A 17,655-nucleotide genomic window follows, 5' to 3' on the forward strand; every position below is an offset into this window, starting at 1 on the left:
TATCTTCTATATTTTAATATACTTTTGAAAAAAAAGCGATCTTTTCCCATCTTAACTGACAAAGTCACGTTAAGCAGTCAAAAACTCCAAGCAAAAGCCGGAGTTCTATCCTATTTCATCATCAGTGACTGGCCTTTAGCCTCGGTAGGGAGGATGCTACCACTCTTTTCTGATTAGAGCCATCAGTTCATTGCGGTCTAAAATCCACTGGGCACGCTCATCCTTTTCATAGGTGCGATTGGAAAGAAAGATTGCTGCTTTCTGTTCCGCCCGATTGTACATGATAAAAGTACCCGTATAGCCTGTATGATCCAGCCATTCCCCTTCCAAATTCCAAGCCAGACTGCGCGTCTTGCCCGGCTCTAGAGCAAAGTTTTGGCTCAATCTCTCTGCAAATTCATCCCGCAAATAATGCTCTAAAAAAATCTGCAAATCCTCAAGCCTTGAAAAAAGCCCAGCGCTACCAGCATGCTGGCCTAAGACACGCGCTTTGGGATCATGAACCACCCCTGCTTCAACGCCACGAACAGTCGGCACCGCAGAAGCTACTGGCCCAAAGCTAGTGTTCTTCATCGCCCACGGCTTAAAAATCTTGTCTTCAAATAACTTATCCAAAGCTTCCCCGTACAGCTCCTCCAGCATAAAGCCCAGCAGGAGAAAATTAACATCTGTATAATGGAAGGTTTTGTCATCCAGCACTGTCAAGCTATTGAGGGCTACCTTTAGTTCTTGAGCATTGAGCCTATCCCGATTGGGAATAAAGGGATCGAGCCCAGAGGTATGGGTTAATAGCTGGCGCAGAGTCACCCGATCATCATGAAAGGCTGGATAGTATTGCCGCAAAGGCACATCGATATCCAAGTCACCAGTCTGAAACAAAAATGCCACCAAGGTTCCTACGCCAACCACCTTACTAACACTGGCCAGATCATAAACCAAACCTGCTCGCGTTGCTGATTGATTGGCCGGGTCTGCCAGACCCAGATAAAAACTCTGCCAGTGACCATCACGATAAAGAGACAAACTAGCCCCAGGATAAAGCCCCGCAGCAAGCTGCTGATCGATCTTTTCTAAAATCCGCTGGGTCATAGTTGTTCAAACCATAGTTCAATATTACTTTGGTCTTGGCCGACTAAGAATTTTTTAGATTTAGGTACAAAAAATTCCTGTGGCGCAAAAATCGATGACAATTTTTCCACATCAAAGTCCGTCACCAAACATTTGAGCATAGCCAAATCCCAAGTTTTTGTATTATCAGCCGTCAAATCTTCTCCTTGGGCTTCCTGCACATCTAGGAAATCCAAGACATTACTCACTGGCTGATAGAAAGCCTTGACAGCTTGTGAATCTGGGACACGAAGCTCAATCTTTTCCACATCAAATTGACTCAAGCCGATAAAGTCGTCCTGCACTTCAAATGCAGGAGTTTCTTGGACTGGTTGTAAGCTACTCAGATCCTCTTCCGCGTGGAGCAAGAGGCGATCGCCTTCTGGGGAAGTCGCTTCAAAAGCATAACCGTTCTCCCCACGATATAAACTGTCAACTTCAAACCCTCGAGCCAACAAGGCTTCAATTTCTGACGCTTGTGCCACCTTGATCACTAAGCGAGCCAATTTCTTTGCCCCTTTCACTCGGCGAGAGCGCATGCTTGGAGATTCTTCTAAAATCAATCTTTCTGTTTTGGTTTGATCGCCCAAAGACAACTGGGCTCCTTCTTCCAATAGGGATTTCATCCCCAGCGTTTTACTATAGAAATCTTGATTTAGGTTCCGATTATTTACTTTTATTACTGGAACGATTCTTGCAACATGATTCACACTCATAACTTCCTCCAAACCATTTTATTGTAATAAATTTTCATTTTTTTGACAAGAAATTATGCGCAAACCAACAATTTTCAGAACATTTCCACTATCCTAATCTAACAGACCAAAAATATAAACCAAATCGAATTTTTCTATTAGTAAAAAACCAACAAAAAAAGACCGAGATTTCTCTCAGTCTTTCGATAGATATTATCCGTAAATCGCTTTAAATAAAGCTACTGCTGCAATACCAGCTGCAATTGGTGCCACAACCGGTACCCAAGAATACCACCATTTTGAATCGCCCTTGTGTTCACCAAGGATTGATTTTGGCAAGATAAAGTGCAAGATACGAGGTCCGAGGTCACGGGCTGGGTTAAGACCTGGTCCAGTAGGACCTCCAAGTGAAGTTACCAAAGCCATGACAAGGAAACCAAGTGCCAAGTGAGCGACAGCAGATGATCCATTTGTTGCTTGTGCAAATGTATTGTGAATAAGACTTTGAACATCTGATTCTGCTACTTTTTGGCCTGCTTGAGCTGCTTGAAGAGCTTGTTGTTGTACATTCTTCTCGATAAGAACCTTCAGTTCCGCACCGAAGTGAAGTTTAGTCATGCCCATCGCTGCAAAGAAAAGAACAAAGGAACCAACAAACTCATTGATAAAGCCATTAATTGTTGCTGCTTTACGAGATTCAGGTGTTCCGTGATCTAGACTTGAAATGGTTGAGAAAGTACCCAAGATATTATTTGGATTTTCTGTTTTCAAGTAGTAAGGGCGGTGTGTCGCTACGACCAAAGCCTGTCCGAAGATAGCACCCAAAACTTGAGCAAGAATGTAAGGTGCTACATGCGCCCATGGGAAGTAACCGCTAATCGCAAGTCCTAAAGTGAAGGCAGGGTTGATGTGGTTACCTGAGGTATTTCCAAACATCAAAGCTGGAATCATAACCCCCATACCGTAACCAACGGCAATGACCAACCAGCCACTTTGATGACCTTTAGTTCCTTTTAATTCAACATTGGCAACAGCACCATTCCCCAAAATGATAAGGATAGCTGTTCCTAAAAATTCCGTGGCATATTTAATAGCCCAACTGAAATCCATCTAATTTCTCCTTTAAAATTTTTTAGACAATCTATATTTTATCAAGTATAATGGATAATGTAAAGGTCATTTTAATAAAAACCAGAAAAAGAGGGAAAAATATGCGCTTTAATCAGTATAGTTATCGCAAGACAAATCCAGACACCATGCGCCAAGAATTAGCCGACTTGGGCTTTGTTTATGAGCCGCACCTTTCTGACAAAGACAATCTCCAAAGCTTCCTACGACGTTGTTTCTTTCTCTATCAGGATACTGATTACTTGCTTCGAGCTTGGGCAGCTGATAGCGAAACTGACCTATTGACCTTCTTTGAGTCAGACCATGAACTGACAGCTGAGGTCTTCTATATGACTGCCTTTCAGCTCTTGGATTTTGTGCCTTTTGTTGATTTCACCGATCTTGAGAAATTCCGAACAGAAAGTAACTTCCCTATCGTTTACGACGATCTGCTAGAAAACCTCTACCAGTTGCTCAACACTCGAACAAAAAATGGCAACCTGTTGGTTGATAAGCTGGTCAGCGAGGGTTTGATTCCTGAGGACAATACCCACCACTACTTCAACGGTAAGAGCCTGGCAACCTTTTCCAGCCATGATGCCATTCGTGAGGTGGTTTATGTAGAATCACGCGTGGATACTGATGGAGACGGTCAGCTAGATCTGGTCAAAGTTAGCATTATCCGTCCTCGTTACCAAGGGCAAATCCCTGCTGTCATGACCGCTTCTCCTTATCATCAAGGAACCAACGACCCTGCCAGTGACAAGGCTCTCCATAATATGAATGTGGATTTGGCAAGGAAAGAACCTCATCAAATCACTGTACAAGATCCTGAGCTTAAATTGCTCCAGTTGGATTCGCCAGCTCTTGTCCAAGAAGTCTCTGAAGCTGAGGAAAAATTGGGTCATATTGGCACCTACACGCTCAACGACTACTTGCTACCCCGCGGTTTTGCCAATCTCTACGTGTCTGGCGTGGGAACCAAAGATTCTCAAGGCCTGATGACCAGCGGTGACTACCAGCAGATCGAGGCCTATAAGAACGTTATTGACTGGCTCAACGGCCGCTGCCGAGCTTTCACCGACCACACCCGCCAGCGGGAAATCAAGGCTAGTTGGTCCAACGGAAAAGTAGCTACGACCGGTATCTCCTATCTGGGCACCATGTCCAATGGATTAGCGACAGCTGGAGTAGATGGGCTGGAAGTCATTATCGCCGAAGCTGGGATTTCTTCTTGGTACAACTACTACCGCGAAAACGGCCTTGTCACAAGTCCAGGCGGCTACCCAGGAGAAGACTTTGAATCCTTGACCGAACTGACCTACTCCCGCAACCTGAGGGCTGGTGACTACCTGCGTCATAATGATGCCTATCAGCAAAGCCTAGAGCAACAGCGCAAAGACCTAGACCGGCAAACCGGAGATTACAATCAATTTTGGCATGACCGCAACTATCTGCTCCATACAGATAAGGTCAAGGCCGAAGTCGTCTTCACTCACGGCTCTCAGGATTGGAATGTCAAGCCCCTCCATGTTTATAATATGTTCCGAGCTCTGCCAGCTCACATCAAAAAGCACCTCTTCTTCCATAACGGTGCCCATGTTTACATGAACAACTGGCAGTCCATCGACTTCCGCGAGTCTATCAATGCTCTGCTGAGCAAAAAACTGCTGGGTTGTGAATCAGACTTTGAACTGCCAACAGTCATCTGGCAGGACAACAGCCAAGCTCAAAGCTGGCTAACTCTGGAAGACTTTGGTGGACAGAAGAACTACGCTCATTTCCAACTAGGTGAAGGCGCTCAAGAGATTCAAAACCAGTATTCAGAAGAAGAGTATAATCGTTTTGCCAAGAGCTATCAAAGCTTTAAAAACGAACTCTTTGACGGCAAGGTTAACCAGATTACTCTGGATTGGACTTTGGAAGACGACCTCTTCCTCAACGGGGCCACCCAGCTCAAACTGCGCCTTAAATCCAGCACGGACAAGGGACTGCTTTCTGCTCAATTGCTGGACTTCGGACCAGCTAAGCGCCTCACTCCGATTCCGACACCGCTTGAGCCTCGAGTCATGGACAATGGCCGCTACTATATGCTGGACAATCTGCTTGAGCTGCCTTTTGCTGAAATGCCACACCGTGTCATTACCAAAGGTTTCCTCAACCTGCAAAATCGGACAGATTTGCTGACAGTCGAAGAAGTCACTCCTGACCAATGGATGGAATGTAGCTTTGAGCTGCAACCAACCATCTACAAGATGAAAAAAGGCGACCAACTACGCCTCGTCCTCTACACCACAGACTTCGAACACACCGTCCGTGATAAGACAGATTATCAGTTGACGGTTGATTTAGGGCAATCTAGTCTGTACTTGCCAACCATGATATCACAACAATAAAACTAAAAGACGCTGATTTTTCGGCGCCTTTTTCTCTTATTTTAGATTGAAATATTTCTCAGCATATTTTTTATAATCTGGCTTTTCCTTGCGGTTCATAGCAAAGAGCATACTACCTGTGAGATAGTCTTCGTCTGAATCAGGAATTAGCATAATAGCAACATTTTTATCTTTCTCAGGAAAGACGATAGAAAATATTTTGCCATTATCTTTCCGAGTCAGGCCATAATAACTCACCCCATTTTTAAAACCAACAGCATTTTGAGTATACTTATACTCTTCTTCGTTGATAATGATGGTTTTCTCTTTTATTTCAATGGTCGTTTGTTCTCCTCTAACATCCTGCACATTCCATTTCCCCTGAATTTTAGGGCTGCCACTACAACCGATTAAGATGAAGAGGGATGAGAGCACTACCAACAGCAAACCTTTTATATTCTTATTTTTCAAGTTATCTTCTCCTCGGTATATAGTTTCGTGACCATACTACCATAAATACTAAATCTTTGTCAAACCTTCTAAAAATGTTCTTCTTGCCACTTTTCCAAAAAATGATATAATTGAAGAGTGAAGATTACCAAGGGGATCAGCCCTTGCGAGAGAAAGGAAAGAAAATCTTATGATGAATATGCAAAACATGATGAAGCAAGCCCAAAAACTTAAAAAAGACATGGAAATTGCTCAAGCAGAATTAGCGGCAACTGAATTTGTTGGAAAATCTAGCCAAGATTTAGTCGTAGCAACTCTTACTGGTGATAAAAAGGTTGTCAAAATTGACTTTCAGCCTGCTATTGTAGACCCAGAAGATATGGAAACTCTATCTGATTTGACTAGTCAAGCTATCAATGCTGCTATCGATCAAATCAACGAGGTAGCTAAGCAAAAACTCAGCGCTTTCCAAAGTGGACTTTCTTTCTAAATCTGTTAAGTCCTTATAAAAATCAACTCCCAAAAAGATGAACCAATCATCCTTTTGGGAGTTTTTTTGCGCAAAAAATTGGAGAAAAGATCTCTCCATTTTCTCCAATATAAATCTTCTTAATGTCTAAAATGTCTCACGCCTGTGAAGACCATAGCCATTCCGTATTTATCAGCCGCTTCGATTGACTCTTGGTCACGGACAGAGCCTCCTGGCTGGATGATAATTATTCTCAGAAACAAGATATCCCTTAACTATAAATGTTGGTAACCTTTTTTGTAAATGACTGCCGCCAGCTTATTTTTTATTGTACTAAGCATATCGGAATTAATAGAAAACAGAACTTCCTTTTCAGTAATTGTAGTATCAGTAACAGGAATTGTAGTAATTTGTGAAAAATCCAAAATCAAATAGACTGAACTATTTTGATAACTTTTATGCTTAAACTCTAGTGCGTTAAATATAGTATCATTAAACTTAAAAACTACCTTCCCATCTTCTTTCTTGAATTTGAATTTATTCTCGTAAAACGTATCGGATAAAATTTTTTCAATTAAGTTTTTAGAGATAACGCATCCACGAATGAACTTATAATAACGTCTTTTATTTTGTGCTATATCACATTCTGGACTAATCATTGAATTATCAAACACTATACCAAGTTTTTCTGAGTTACTTGAAAAGTCTAACTTAATTTGACAATTTAGGAAATAAAAAAAAGCGAACAAGAAAAATCCTCGGTTCATAACGAACCGGGGATTTTTAAAATTATTGAATGTGTAATCTGGATTCTTCCTCTGCTAATTGAACTAAATTTAAATGATTATACTTTTGAACATGTTTTATTGGATATGTATCATAGACATACTCAATAAATCCGTTCCAATAAAGATTCCTTGTTTTATCAATTACATCATCAATTATCGCTTGTGTTTCTCTATCTAAATCAGGATATTCTAGCCGTTCCCTATCATTTTTAGATTGAACTATGTACTTTGTTGTACCAAATGCTGATTGCTTTTTCACAATACTCAATTCCTTATCTTCATCAGCTGCATCATAAACATCTGAAACAAAAGGCCCAAAATGATCAAATTTCCATTCAATATCAGTTAACTGCCTGTGTTTTCTCTTAGCCATTTCCCAATCAACCAAGTACACTAACTTCGTTGTTCTTGTTTTAGTTAATTCTTCAGGAATGGGATAGTTTTTTACTATATAGCGTAATACTTGATCTACCATATTTTTCATTATTAATTTCCTCTTAATTTATTGTCCATAAGTTGATATAGGTACTCCATCATATCAGAATCTAATTTACTTTTCAATTGTTTCTCACTTAAATTCGCGATTTTAGAATTTATAGATTCGATAACAATAACGCCTATAGACTTATCCCTATTCTTGTCCTTCACATTTTTTATATAAAATGCGCGGCTTTTCATTTTTAAATGTCTTAGTGTTTCAGGAGCCATATTCATTTCACTAGCAAAATAATCAATGTTTTCAGTATAGCTTGCTTCAGGAATAGCCTCCACATAAAAATCATCATCCTTTGTTTCCCAACATTTAGAAATATAGCCCTGATCATGTGGATACGAAGGGCGACTATGCTCTTTAAAACGATTTGATGTACTATATCGAGCTACAATTTCAAAGTCTTTATCAATACTATTTCTATAATATAATGATATTCTATCTGATTCCGTTAACCCTAATTTTCTATAAAGCATGATTAAAAAATATTTTTGATTATCTTCAATTGTTAAGGCATAAAATTCGTTTTCATTTTCAAGACGCTCTTTTTCTTGTCTAGCTCTTTCGACTTCTTCTTCTAATTGTTGAATTTTTTGAACATGTTTTATATCATTTTTATATTCAAAAAAAGTTTGAGCTGCAATTAAAATTAAAATTATAATTATTAGAATCAGAACTCCCCACCAATGCTTCATCAAAACTTGTAAAGGCAATATTGGCAAAGACAATAATATTGGAATTACCATTATAAAATATTGAGGAAATAATTGTTTTACATAATTTTTTATCCCTACCTCCTCTTTTACATAATTCCACCATTTAAACCAATTACTATCATTTTGTTGCTCAGGCATAACTTGTCCAATCTATATAATTACATCTTGTTCAAAATAATTATAACAGAATCTATTCAAAATTTCATAGTTAGACGATAAATTTACAAAATAAAACAACCAACTTTTAGCTGATTGCTTTTCGCTATTTATTAACTTCTTAATGCCTAAAATGCCGGACACCAGTGAATATCATAGTCAAGCCATATTTGTCAGCGGCCTCAATAGATTCTTGGTCACGGACAGAGCCTCCTGGCTGGATGATGGCCTTGATACCTGCTTTGGCGATTTCTTCCACGTTATCGGCAAATGGGAAGAAGGCATCTGAAGCCAGAACAGCGCCGTCAAGGCGGTCTTTGGCTTGGTCAATGGCGATACGAACAGAAGCCACACGGTTGGTTTGACCAGGGCCAACACCCAGTGTCATGTGGTCATTAGTCACGATGATTCCGTTTGATTTGACGTATTTGATAGCCTTCCAAGCGAACTCAAGAGCAGTCGCCTCTGTCTCAGTTGGCTGGCGTTTTGTCATCACTTGCCAGTCAGCTGGGCTTTCCTTGACCACGTCTTGGTTTTGCACCAGAAGTCCACCGACAACACCTGTGTATTCTGCTTCCACTTCACTAGCATCTTGAGCATCAAATGGCAAGGCAAGGATACGCAAGTTTTTCTTTTTATTGGTCAAAATGGCTAGCGCTTCATCCGTATAGCTTGGCGCGATGATGATTTCAAGGAAAACACCATGCATCTTCTCAGCTGTCGCAGCATCCACCTCACGGTTGAGAACGACAATGCCGCCAAAGATAGACACTGGATCAGACTCATAAGCATAATCCCAAGCAGTTTCGATGTCATCTGCCTGACCAATTCCACATGGATTCATATGTTTCAAAGCCACAACTGTTGGACGCTCTTTGAAATCACGGATAATACGGATAGCTGCATCCGCATCGCGGATATTGTTGAATGATAATTCTTTACCGTTAAGTTGTTTAGCTGAAGCAATTGAGTAAGCCGTTGGTAAACCTTTTTGGTAGAAGTCCGCATCCTGTTGAGGATTTTCCCCATAGCGCATAGCTTGCTTGAGGTCATAAGTCAAGGTCAGCTTTTCTGGTTTACTTTCGCCCACTTGAGCTGTGAAGTATTCCGCAATCAAGGCATCATAGGCCGCTGTGTGACGGAATACTTTTGCTGCTAAACGTTGACGCGTTTCGTAACTTGTTTCGCCATTTGCTGCCAATTCGTCAAGCACCACTTCATAGTCAGCAGGATCTACTACAACTGTCACGCTAGCGTGGTTTTTAGCTGCTGAACGAAGCATAGACGGTCCGCCGATGTCAATATTTTCTACCGCATCAGCGTATGTCACATCTGATTTGAGAATCGTTTCCTTGAATGGATAAAGGTTGACCACTACAAGGTCAATAAGCTCAATATTATTATCTTTAGCCGCCTCTAAATGGCTATCGAGATCACGACGAGCCAAGAGGCCACCGTGGATATTTGGGTGAAGGGTCTTGACACGGCCGTCCATCATTTCTGGGAAACCAGTCACATCATCGATCGCAATGGTCTCCACCCCAGCATTATCAAGGGCAACCTTAGTCCCACCTGTCGAGATAATCTCCCAACCAAGTTTTTTAAGTTCTTGGGCAAATTCAACAATGCCCGCTTTGTCTGAGACGCTGATTAAGGCGCGTTTTGTCATGTTTTTTCCTTTCATTGTATCAAGAGGTGCTTTCACATCATTTAAACCAAAGACTGGCGACTATAATCTGTAAGCTGATCTCCAAGTCCTTGCAACAATTTCCTGACCTCCAGCTTACTTGTTTCACTTTCATAAATACTTCGCAGTTCGGCGTCTGTCGCACCAATTAAGGTTACAAATTCCACTTTTCCATGCGGAGTATCTAGAGGCTTAGCTAAATCATCAGCAGCAGTCAAGAATCCTGTCAAATTAGATTTCTGTTGGGCATCAATTCCTACCGTTTGCTTGGTATAGATGTATTCTTCTGGCAAAACCACTTTACCCGTTTTAAAAATATATCTTGCCACATACTGTAGCAAACCACAGCCATTTTTAATTTCTTCTTCGTCATTATTTGATTTCTTTAACTTAAAGGTTAATTCAATCCCATAACCACTGTATTCAAGATCTTCGCTTTCTTTGGTATATAATTCTGATAAACCATAACTCACAAAATGCCAAAAATCTCCTGCATCGTAAACACTGATGCCATCAAGTGGATCTGGACCGCCTAGCATATACTTGATAACTGTTCCATAATGAAGAGGACTGGGCTGATCAGGGTATAAACGATTAAATTCTGCATCAATCGCTTCCCATCCTGGAGCGCTATCATCTGTATTTTCAACTTTAATAACAATCTTGTCCTTATCTTTAGTCGGCGTCTCTTCGCTAGAAGGTTTTTTCTTAAAAAATCAAACAAACCCATAAATTTCTCCTTAGCAGATGACTTTTAATCCTTGCCGCAAAATCGTCTATGATTTCCTTCTTATTTTCGTGCAACTCCCAAGCTATCCAGAACCTCTGGATACAACTTGTACTCTGCTTCATGAATGCGGGCTTCAAAACTGTCAATGGTATCATCAGCTAGACGTGGTACACGGACTTGTTTGATAACCTTGCCTGTATCCACACCCGAGTCCACCCAGTGAATGGTCACACCACTCTCAGCGACATCAGCATTCCAAGCGTCCTCAATCCCATGAGCACCTGGAAATTCTGGCAGGTAGGCTGGATGAATGTTGATGATTCGATCTTCATAAGCCTCCAATAAGGTTGGCCCAACGATTTTCATGTAGCCGGCGAGACAAACCAAGTCAATCTGGTGTTCCTCCAAGAGTTCGACAAGGGCTGCTTCGTAGTCTGCCTTGTTCTCAAACTCTCTGAGTTCAAAAGCATAGGACAGGACGCCGAGCTTTTCTGCCCGCTCTAGCACATAGGCGTCACGATGGTCTGAAAAGACAAACTCTACCGGAAATTCTTCGGCAATCACCTGAAAGTTTGAGCCATTACCAGAGGCAAAAACCGCTATTTTTTTCATTTGATGATGACACTTTCGTTTTCTTTCTTGACGATGCGACCAATTTCATAGACTGGTTCATCCAGCAATTCCTTGACAAGACCTACATTTTCAGGGCTAACTGCCAACATGAGCCCTACACCCATATTGAAGATTTCAAACATTTCTTCGTGCTTGATCTGACCGTATTTTTCAAGGGCTTTGAAAATCGGAAGCACCGGGACCTTGCTTTCCTCAATCTCTGCAGCCAAGTCAACTGCAAACATACGAGGGACATTTTCGATAAAGCCCCCACCTGTGATGTGGGCAATGCCGTTGACCAGCCCTTCCTTGATGAGTGGCAAGACAGCCTTGACATAGATACGAGTCGGCTCAAGCAGGACTTCCTTGAGTTGCTTGCCTTCCAATTCTGGCAAGACTTCCTCACCTGTGTAGTCGGCAAAGACACGACGCACGAGTGAGTAACCATTGGAGTGGATACCACTTGAAGCAAGCCCGAGAAGAACATCACCTTCAGCTACTTTTGAACCGTCTATGATGTGAGATTTTTCAGCCACACCGACTGCAAAACCAGCCAAGTCATAGTCATCTTCGCCGTACATACCTGGCATTTCAGCCGTTTCCCCACCGATGAGGGCCGCGCCTGCCTGCACACAGCCTTCTGCCACACCAGCAACGACTTGTTCTAGTTTAGCTGGTTCATTCTTCCCTGTCGCGACGTAGTCAAGGAAGTAAAGAGGCTCCGCACCTGCAGCGATGATATCGTTGACACACATGGCCACACAGTCTTGCCCAATCGTATCATGCTTATCATACTTGATGGCCAACATGAGCTTGGTCCCGACACCGTCAGTCCCTGAAATCAAGACGGGCTCTTTGACACCTGTTTTTGAAAGGTCAAACATGCCACCAAAGCCACCAAGAGCTCCCATGACACCCGCACGCTCCGTGCGAGCCACGTGCTTTTTGATCCGCTCAACAACTTCATAACCCGCTTCAACATCCACACCGGATTGCGCATAAGCATTTTTATTTGTCATCTTTTCTCCTCTTCCTTTCCTTTAATGGAGAGCCTTCATCCGCCTATTTGTAAAAACTGGTCTTGTCTTCCAAACTTCTACGATAGTCTTCTTCATAGTCGTAGAGAGGAGTTGGGTAGTCACCGTCAAAGTAAGCGACACAGAGACCACCGTTCGGCGCATCTGTTTCAATCCCGATAGAATTAATCAGGCCATCAATTGAAAGATAGGTCAGGCTATCCGCACCAATGATTTGGCGAGTTTCTTCAACTGTATGATTAGCCGCAATCAGCTCCTGGCGCGTCTGGATGTCAATCCCGTAGAAACATGGATAAGCTAGCGCAGGACTTCCAATAGCAACATGAACCTCAGAAGCCCCCGCTTCTTTCAAAAGCTGAACGATACGGCGAGAGGTTGTCCCACGAACAATAGAATCATCAATCATGACCACACGTTTGCCTTTAACAACACCCGAAACAGCAGACAGTTTCATCCGCACCCCTTGCTCCCGCAATTCTTGAGTCGGTTGGATAAAGGTGCGTTGGGTGTATTGATTTTTAATCAGCCCCATTTCATTTGGCAGACCAGATTCTTCCGCAAACCCCATAGCTGCGCTGAGTGAGGAATTAGGCACACCAACCACAATATCCGCTTCGTGCTTGAACTCACGCGCCAATTGAGCCCCCATACGTTTGCGGGCCGTATGGACGTTAACACCATGGATGTTAGAGTCAGGACGGGCAAAGTAGATGTACTCCATAGAGCAAATCGCGAGCTGAGTATCATTCGTATAACTATCATACTGGATCCCGCTGTCATCCACGATCACAATCTCTCCTGGTTTTACATCGCGAATCCACTCGGCACCAATGACTTCAAAAGCACAGGTTTCAGAGGAAACGACCACCGCTCCGTTGGCCATTTTCCCGATAGAAAGCGGACGGAAGCCATTAGGATCAAGCGCCGCAATCAACTTATCCTCAAACAGCAAGATATAAGCAAAGCCACCTTTGACAAGACTGAGCGCCTCCTTGATTTTGCCCATCAAGTTTGGATTGTGACTCCGACGAATCAAATGAGCCAAGATTTCAGAATCAGAGGTTGAGCTGAAAATAGCACCTCTTTGTTCCAATTCTTTTTTGAGCGATTCAGCGTTGGTCAAGTTTCCGTTATGAGCAAGACCAAACTGCATATCATGAAAGCGAAAAATGAAAGGCTGGATATTATCTACAGAAGCTTCCCCAGCAGTCGCATAACGCACATGCCCGATGGCAGCAGTTCCTGTCAGTTTATCCAATTTGGTAGGATTTTTGAAAACTTCTGATAGAAGCCCCATATCACGATGGCGCTTCAATTTCCCTTGGTCATTGGAGAGGATTCCAGCCCCCTCCTGACCACGGTGCTGAAGACTGTGGAGCCCAAAATAGGTCATTTTAGCAGCATCTGGATGTCCCCAAATACCGAAAACACCACATTCTTCATTAAGAGATTTTACTTCGTATGTCATTTTTTATACCTTTTATTTCCCTGTGAAATAACGCACAGCTGACGCAAACAGGTGCTGGTCTTTATTTCCTGGGATATTTTGGAAGAGACCGTCTTCATAACGTTCTGAGTGGCCCATCTTACCGATGATTTGTCCGTTCTTACTGGTAATTCCTTCGATGGCATTGACAGAACCATTCGGATTATACTTAGAATCCATGCTTGGTTTGCCCTCAAAGTCAACGTATTGGCTAAAGATTTGACCATTGTCACGGAGCTCCGCAAATTCCTCAGCCGTCACAACAAACTTCCCTTCACCGTGCGAAACAGGAATAGCATGGATATCACCCACTTGCACTCCGGCAAGCCACGGTGAATTTGTATTAGCAATTCGAGTTTCTACCATCTTAGCCACGTGCTGGTTAGCATCATTGTAGAAGAGGGTTGGGCTAGTACTGCTGGCATCCTCAAAGTTCCCGTATGGAAGAAGACCTGATTTGACGAGGGCTTGGAATCCATTACAGATACCGATAATCAAGCCACCACGAGCGATAAAGCTATCAATGGCTGCACGCACTTTTTCATTGAGCAGGATATTGACGATAAACTTAGCTGATCCATCTGGCTCATCCGCAGCCGAGAAGCCACCTGCAAAGAAGAGGATATTAGCCTTGCCGATGTTGTCAACCATAGTTTCAACTGACTTGACAATAGCTTCTTCATTCAAGGTCACGAATGGCACCAAATTAACCTCTGCACCTTCTTTTTCGAAAGCCTTAGCTGAGTCATATTCTGAGTTGGTTCCTAGGAAGACTGGGATGTAAACCACAGGTTTTTCAACTCTTTCTTTGGCTTTGATGACTGCCTTAGAAGCGACAGCTGGCACTTCGTCCAATTCTTTCGCTTGGGCAAATTCAGTAGGATAGACTTCTTCCAATGTCCCTTGGAAAGCATTATCGAGTTTGTCTCCATCTAGCTTCACACCGTTGACAAGGAGAGCAAAGTCTGCGCTCGTTTGACCGATTTTTTCTACTCCAGATATTTCTTCAGGAGATGTGAAGATAAATCCGCCCAATTGAGCTGTCAAAGAACTTTCAAGTTCAGACAAGATAACCTCTGCACCAATATGGTTCCCAAAAGTAGCAAGAGCCAAGCTTTCAACGACACCACCGTATTTAACAGCTGAAGCCGCCGTCACCTTGTAAGCCTTTTGAATGGCTTCAAATTGAGCAAAATTTTTCTTAATCAAGTCAAAATCAATCTCTGCAGATAGGGCTTGACCTGGAATATAATAGATGTTTTCACCTGCAACTTTGAACTCAGGAGAAAGCACCTTCCGGCTATCTGCCGTCGTCACCCCAAAGGCAACCAAGGTTGGTGGTACGGTTAATTCTTCAAAGGTACCAGACATAGAGTCCTTACCACCGATAGATGGCAAGCCAAGTTGGATTTGTGCTTCGATAGAGCCTAGGAGAGCTGCTACCGGCTGACCAAAACGCTCTGCCTGTTTGTCCATACGCTCGAAATACTCTTGGTAAGAGAAACGAGCCTTGGACCAGTTGGCACCAGCAGCTACCAAACGAGCAGTCGCTTCGATAACCGCATAAGCAGCTCCATGATATGGAGACCATTCTGCTACATATGGATGGAATCCTTGAGCCATAACAGATGCAGTATGAGTCACACCATGCTGAACTGGCAATTTTTGCACAGATGCCTCAGTTGGCGTGAGTTGGTAGCGACCACCAAGTGGGTGATTGACCGTTGAACGACCGACCGAGCAGTCAAAGATAGTTTGTAAACCTTTTTGACTCGCATGGTTCAAATCAGATAGAACCGCAAGGGTATCAGCTTCAAGTGTTTCAGCAGATGTTTGACGTTCTTCTGGGAGTTTGACATCCTTGTCCACAACCTTGGCATCAACGACTACGCGCACACCATTGGTATCAAGGAAGCGGCGTTCCAAGTCGACAATTGTTTCACCATTCCAGTGCATGACAAGATTTGGTTTTTCAGTGACTGTCGCAACCACAACAGCATCAATATTTTCTTTGTTACATTCCGCAACGAAGGCATCTACGTCTTCAGGACGCACCACAACTGCCATCCGTTCTTGTGATTCAGAGATGGCAATTTCTGTCCCGTTCAAACCTTGGTATTTAAGAGGCACTTTGTTGAGGTCAATTTCAAGACCGTCTGCCAATTCACCGATGGCCACACAGACACCACCTGCACCAAAGTCGTTGGACTTCTTAATAAGACGAGTGACATCGCCATTACGGAAAAGACGTTGAATCTTGCGTTCTTCGATGGCATTCCCTTTTTGAACCTCAGCTCCAGCAGTCTCTACAGACTCAACTGTTTGAACCTTAGAAGATCCTGTCGCACCACCGACACCGTCACGTCCAGTCTTCCCACCAAGGAGGATAATGACATCGCCCGCTTCCGGTTTTTCACGAACAACATTACCCTTGGGAGCCGCTCCGATAACAGCACCTAGCTCCATGCGTTTAGCTACAAAGCCTGGGTGGAGATACTCACGAACGTATGTCGTCGCAAGACCAATCTGGTTCCCATAAGAAGAGTAACCGTGAGCCGCTGTTTTAGAAATGACTTGTTGTGGCAATTTCCCAGCACGTGTCTCAGAGATCGGTGCCGTAATATCACCAGCGCCTGAGATACGCATAGCTTGGTAAACGTAGGAGCGACCTGATAATGGGTCACGAATGGCACCACCGATACAGGTAGCCGCTCCACCAAATGGTTCAATTTCCGTTGGGTGGTTGTGGGTTTCGTTTTTGAACATGAGGAGCCAAGGTTCCTTGACACCATCAACGTCCACTTCGATTTCGACCGAACAGGCATTGATTTCATCAGACACTTCCATATCGTCCAAACGTCCATTAGCACGCTCATAACGACCGAAAATAGTCGCCATATCCATCAAGGTTTGTGGTTTCTCCGAACGCCCCAACTCCTCACGCATGGCAATATACTTGTCATAGGTCGCCTGCAATTGCTTTTGGAATTTTGAAGCTGAGAAGTCGATATTTTTCAACTCGGTCTCAAAAGTCGTGTGACGGCAGTGGTCAGACCAGTAAGTGTCCAAAACCTTGAGCTCTGTTTCCGTCGGCACGCGTCCGATTGACTTAAAATAGTCTTGGATAAAGAGCAAATCATCCACTTCCATGGCCATCCCTTGCTCGGCCTTGTAGCGGGCAAAATCTTCTGCCGTATAACTTTCAAAGAAAGTCAATTTAGGAATGGTCTTGTCTGACTCTGAAAATTCCTGCTTGGCAATCCCTGTCGTGATGTCCTTGAAACGAGAATCAACTGGGTTGAGCAAATAGTTCTTGACCGCTTCTAACTCAGTCGCATCAATATCTTTATTAACCAAGTACAGTTGGGCTGTGTTGACTGTCACATCGCTCGAACTTCCCAGCAAAAGCAAAGCTTCTTGCGAAGATGCTGCACGTTGGTCAAACTGCCCTGGCAGGCTTTCAATGGCAAAGAAAGCATAGTTGGCAAGATCCGCTTGCACAGCTGCTTCGTCCAAGACATGGTCTGTCACCTGCTCAGAGAAGATGTGCTTCTCTGCAGGTGCAAACAAGTCCTCAGCCAAATCAAAGACATCATAAACCTGTACAATGCGAATACTTTTCAAAGTTGACAATCCCAAGTTGTGCTGGAGTTCTCTTACCAAACTCTCTGATTTGACCTGAAAATCAGCCTTTTTTTCAACAAAAATACGTTTATCCATCAATTCTTATTCCTTTATTCCAGCTCTTAC

The 17,655-nt window shown here is 43.1% G+C and carries 14 protein-coding genes and 2 pseudogenes; 2 read left to right on the forward strand and 14 right to left on the reverse strand.

Going from position 1 to position 17,655, the window contains the following annotated elements:
* Positions 1–156 precede the first annotated feature (156 nt).
* From FZ954_RS06510 to gla, 3 genes are all read right to left on the reverse strand, one after another.
* The gene (locus tag FZ954_RS06510) at positions 157–1,089 is read right to left on the reverse strand and encodes a serine hydrolase domain-containing protein (protein WP_148877794.1); all 933 of its coding nucleotides are present in this window, start codon (positions 1,087–1,089) and stop codon (positions 157–159) included.
* Positions 1,086–1,823 carry a CppA N-terminal domain-containing protein gene (locus tag FZ954_RS06515; RefSeq protein WP_148877795.1) on the reverse strand — a complete coding sequence of 246 codons (738 nt, stop codon included), beginning with the start codon at positions 1,821–1,823 and terminating at the stop codon, positions 1,086–1,088. Before FZ954_RS06515 ends, FZ954_RS06510 begins: the two co-directional genes overlap by 4 nt.
* Before the next feature lie 192 nt (positions 1,824–2,015).
* On the reverse strand, positions 2,016–2,912 hold the full coding sequence (gene gla / locus FZ954_RS06520; RefSeq protein WP_125383404.1) for an aquaglyceroporin Gla: 897 nt from the start codon (positions 2,910–2,912) through the stop codon (positions 2,016–2,018).
* 101 nt (positions 2,913–3,013) lie between these two features.
* Between gla and FZ954_RS06525 the strand changes: the two genes are divergently transcribed.
* Positions 3,014–5,305: a Xaa-Pro dipeptidyl-peptidase gene (locus FZ954_RS06525; RefSeq protein ID WP_148877796.1), complete on the forward strand. Its 2,292-nt coding sequence runs from the start codon at positions 3,014–3,016 to the stop codon at positions 5,303–5,305.
* Positions 5,306–5,341: 36 nt separating this feature from the next.
* On the opposite strand, the gene FZ954_RS06530 is transcribed toward FZ954_RS06525, so the two are convergent.
* Complete coding sequence (locus FZ954_RS06530) at positions 5,342–5,755, reverse strand: glycosyltransferase (RefSeq protein ID WP_187423339.1); 414 nt, start codon at positions 5,753–5,755, stop codon at positions 5,342–5,344.
* A gap of 169 nt (positions 5,756–5,924) precedes the next feature.
* Between FZ954_RS06530 and FZ954_RS06535 the strand changes: the two genes are divergently transcribed.
* On the forward strand, positions 5,925–6,224 hold the full coding sequence (locus FZ954_RS06535; RefSeq protein ID WP_148877797.1) for a YbaB/EbfC family nucleoid-associated protein: 300 nt from the start codon (positions 5,925–5,927) through the stop codon (positions 6,222–6,224).
* A gap of 119 nt (positions 6,225–6,343) precedes the next feature.
* Here FZ954_RS06535 and FZ954_RS06540 read toward each other — a convergent pair.
* From FZ954_RS06540 to FZ954_RS06585, 10 genes and pseudogenes are all read right to left on the reverse strand, one after another.
* Positions 6,344–6,448 (reverse strand): annotated as a pseudogene (locus tag FZ954_RS06540) (IMP cyclohydrolase); the annotation flags it as partial.
* A gap of 30 nt (positions 6,449–6,478) precedes the next feature.
* Positions 6,479–6,862 (reverse strand): hypothetical protein, encoded by a 384-nt coding sequence (locus FZ954_RS06545; protein WP_148877798.1) that lies wholly within the window; start codon positions 6,860–6,862, stop codon positions 6,479–6,481.
* Positions 6,863–6,992: 130 nt separating this feature from the next.
* Entirely contained in the window at positions 6,993–7,475 is a 483-nt protein-coding gene (locus FZ954_RS06550) for a Panacea domain-containing protein (protein ID WP_000794233.1), read from the reverse strand.
* Positions 7,476–7,477: 2 nt separating this feature from the next.
* Complete coding sequence (locus FZ954_RS06555) at positions 7,478–8,335, reverse strand: hypothetical protein (protein ID WP_148877799.1); 858 nt, start codon at positions 8,333–8,335, stop codon at positions 7,478–7,480.
* 139 nt (positions 8,336–8,474) lie between these two features.
* Positions 8,475–10,022, reverse strand: coding sequence for a bifunctional phosphoribosylaminoimidazolecarboxamide formyltransferase/IMP cyclohydrolase (purH, locus tag FZ954_RS06560; RefSeq protein ID WP_148877800.1), 1,548 nt, complete (start codon positions 10,020–10,022; stop codon positions 8,475–8,477).
* A 41-nt stretch (positions 10,023–10,063) separates the two neighbouring features.
* Positions 10,064–10,770 (reverse strand): annotated as a pseudogene (locus FZ954_RS06565) (suppressor of fused domain protein).
* A 60-nt stretch (positions 10,771–10,830) separates the two neighbouring features.
* Positions 10,831–11,382 (reverse strand): phosphoribosylglycinamide formyltransferase, encoded by a 552-nt coding sequence (gene purN, locus FZ954_RS06570; protein WP_148877802.1) that lies wholly within the window; start codon positions 11,380–11,382, stop codon positions 10,831–10,833.
* Entirely contained in the window at positions 11,379–12,401 is a 1,023-nt protein-coding gene (purM, locus tag FZ954_RS06575; protein WP_148877803.1) for a phosphoribosylformylglycinamidine cyclo-ligase, read from the reverse strand. The genes purN and purM overlap by 4 nt, the downstream gene beginning before the upstream one ends.
* A gap of 43 nt (positions 12,402–12,444) precedes the next feature.
* A complete protein-coding gene (gene purF, locus FZ954_RS06580; protein ID WP_148877804.1) occupies positions 12,445–13,887 on the reverse strand; it encodes an amidophosphoribosyltransferase in 1,443 nt (480 codons plus the stop codon).
* Between the two features lie 12 nt (positions 13,888–13,899).
* Positions 13,900–17,625: a phosphoribosylformylglycinamidine synthase gene (locus FZ954_RS06585; protein ID WP_148877805.1), complete on the reverse strand. Its 3,726-nt coding sequence runs from the start codon at positions 17,623–17,625 to the stop codon at positions 13,900–13,902.
* Positions 17,626–17,655 lie beyond the last annotated feature (30 nt).

Origin of the sequence: Streptococcus sp. Marseille-P7375, assembly GCF_902460365.1 — a bacterium.
Lineage (GTDB): Bacteria > Bacillota > Bacilli > Lactobacillales > Streptococcaceae > Streptococcus > Streptococcus cristatus_I.

What these genes read in the sequence shown, in the direction of transcription:
- FZ954_RS06510 (WP_148877794.1), bottom strand. Translation starts at nt 1,089, where the DNA reads ATGACCCAGCGGATTTTAGAAAAGATCGATCAGCAGCTTGCTGCGGGG.
- FZ954_RS06515 (WP_148877795.1), bottom strand. Translation starts at nt 1,823, where the DNA reads ATGAGTGTGAATCATGTTGCAAGAATCGTTCCAGTAATAAAAGTAAAT.
- gla (WP_125383404.1), bottom strand. Translation starts at nt 2,912, where the DNA reads ATGGATTTCAGTTGGGCTATTAAATATGCCACGGAATTTTTAGGAACA.
- FZ954_RS06525 (WP_148877796.1), top strand. Translation starts at nt 3,014, where the DNA reads ATGCGCTTTAATCAGTATAGTTATCGCAAGACAAATCCAGACACCATG.
- FZ954_RS06535 (WP_148877797.1), top strand. Translation starts at nt 5,925, where the DNA reads ATGATGAATATGCAAAACATGATGAAGCAAGCCCAAAAACTTAAAAAA.
- FZ954_RS06545 (WP_148877798.1), bottom strand. Translation starts at nt 6,862, where the DNA reads ATGATTAGTCCAGAATGTGATATAGCACAAAATAAAAGACGTTATTAT.
- FZ954_RS06550 (WP_000794233.1), bottom strand. Translation starts at nt 7,475, where the DNA reads ATGAAAAATATGGTAGATCAAGTATTACGCTATATAGTAAAAAACTAT.
- FZ954_RS06555 (WP_148877799.1), bottom strand. Translation starts at nt 8,335, where the DNA reads ATGCCTGAGCAACAAAATGATAGTAATTGGTTTAAATGGTGGAATTAT.
- purH (WP_148877800.1), bottom strand. Translation starts at nt 10,022, where the DNA reads ATGACAAAACGCGCCTTAATCAGCGTCTCAGACAAAGCGGGCATTGTT.
- purN (WP_148877802.1), bottom strand. Translation starts at nt 11,382, where the DNA reads ATGAAAAAAATAGCGGTTTTTGCCTCTGGTAATGGCTCAAACTTTCAG.
- purM (WP_148877803.1), bottom strand. Translation starts at nt 12,401, where the DNA reads ATGACAAATAAAAATGCTTATGCGCAATCCGGTGTGGATGTTGAAGCG.
- purF (WP_148877804.1), bottom strand. Translation starts at nt 13,887, where the DNA reads ATGACATACGAAGTAAAATCTCTTAATGAAGAATGTGGTGTTTTCGGT.
- FZ954_RS06585 (WP_148877805.1), bottom strand. Translation starts at nt 17,625, where the DNA reads ATGGATAAACGTATTTTTGTTGAAAAAAAGGCTGATTTTCAGGTCAAA.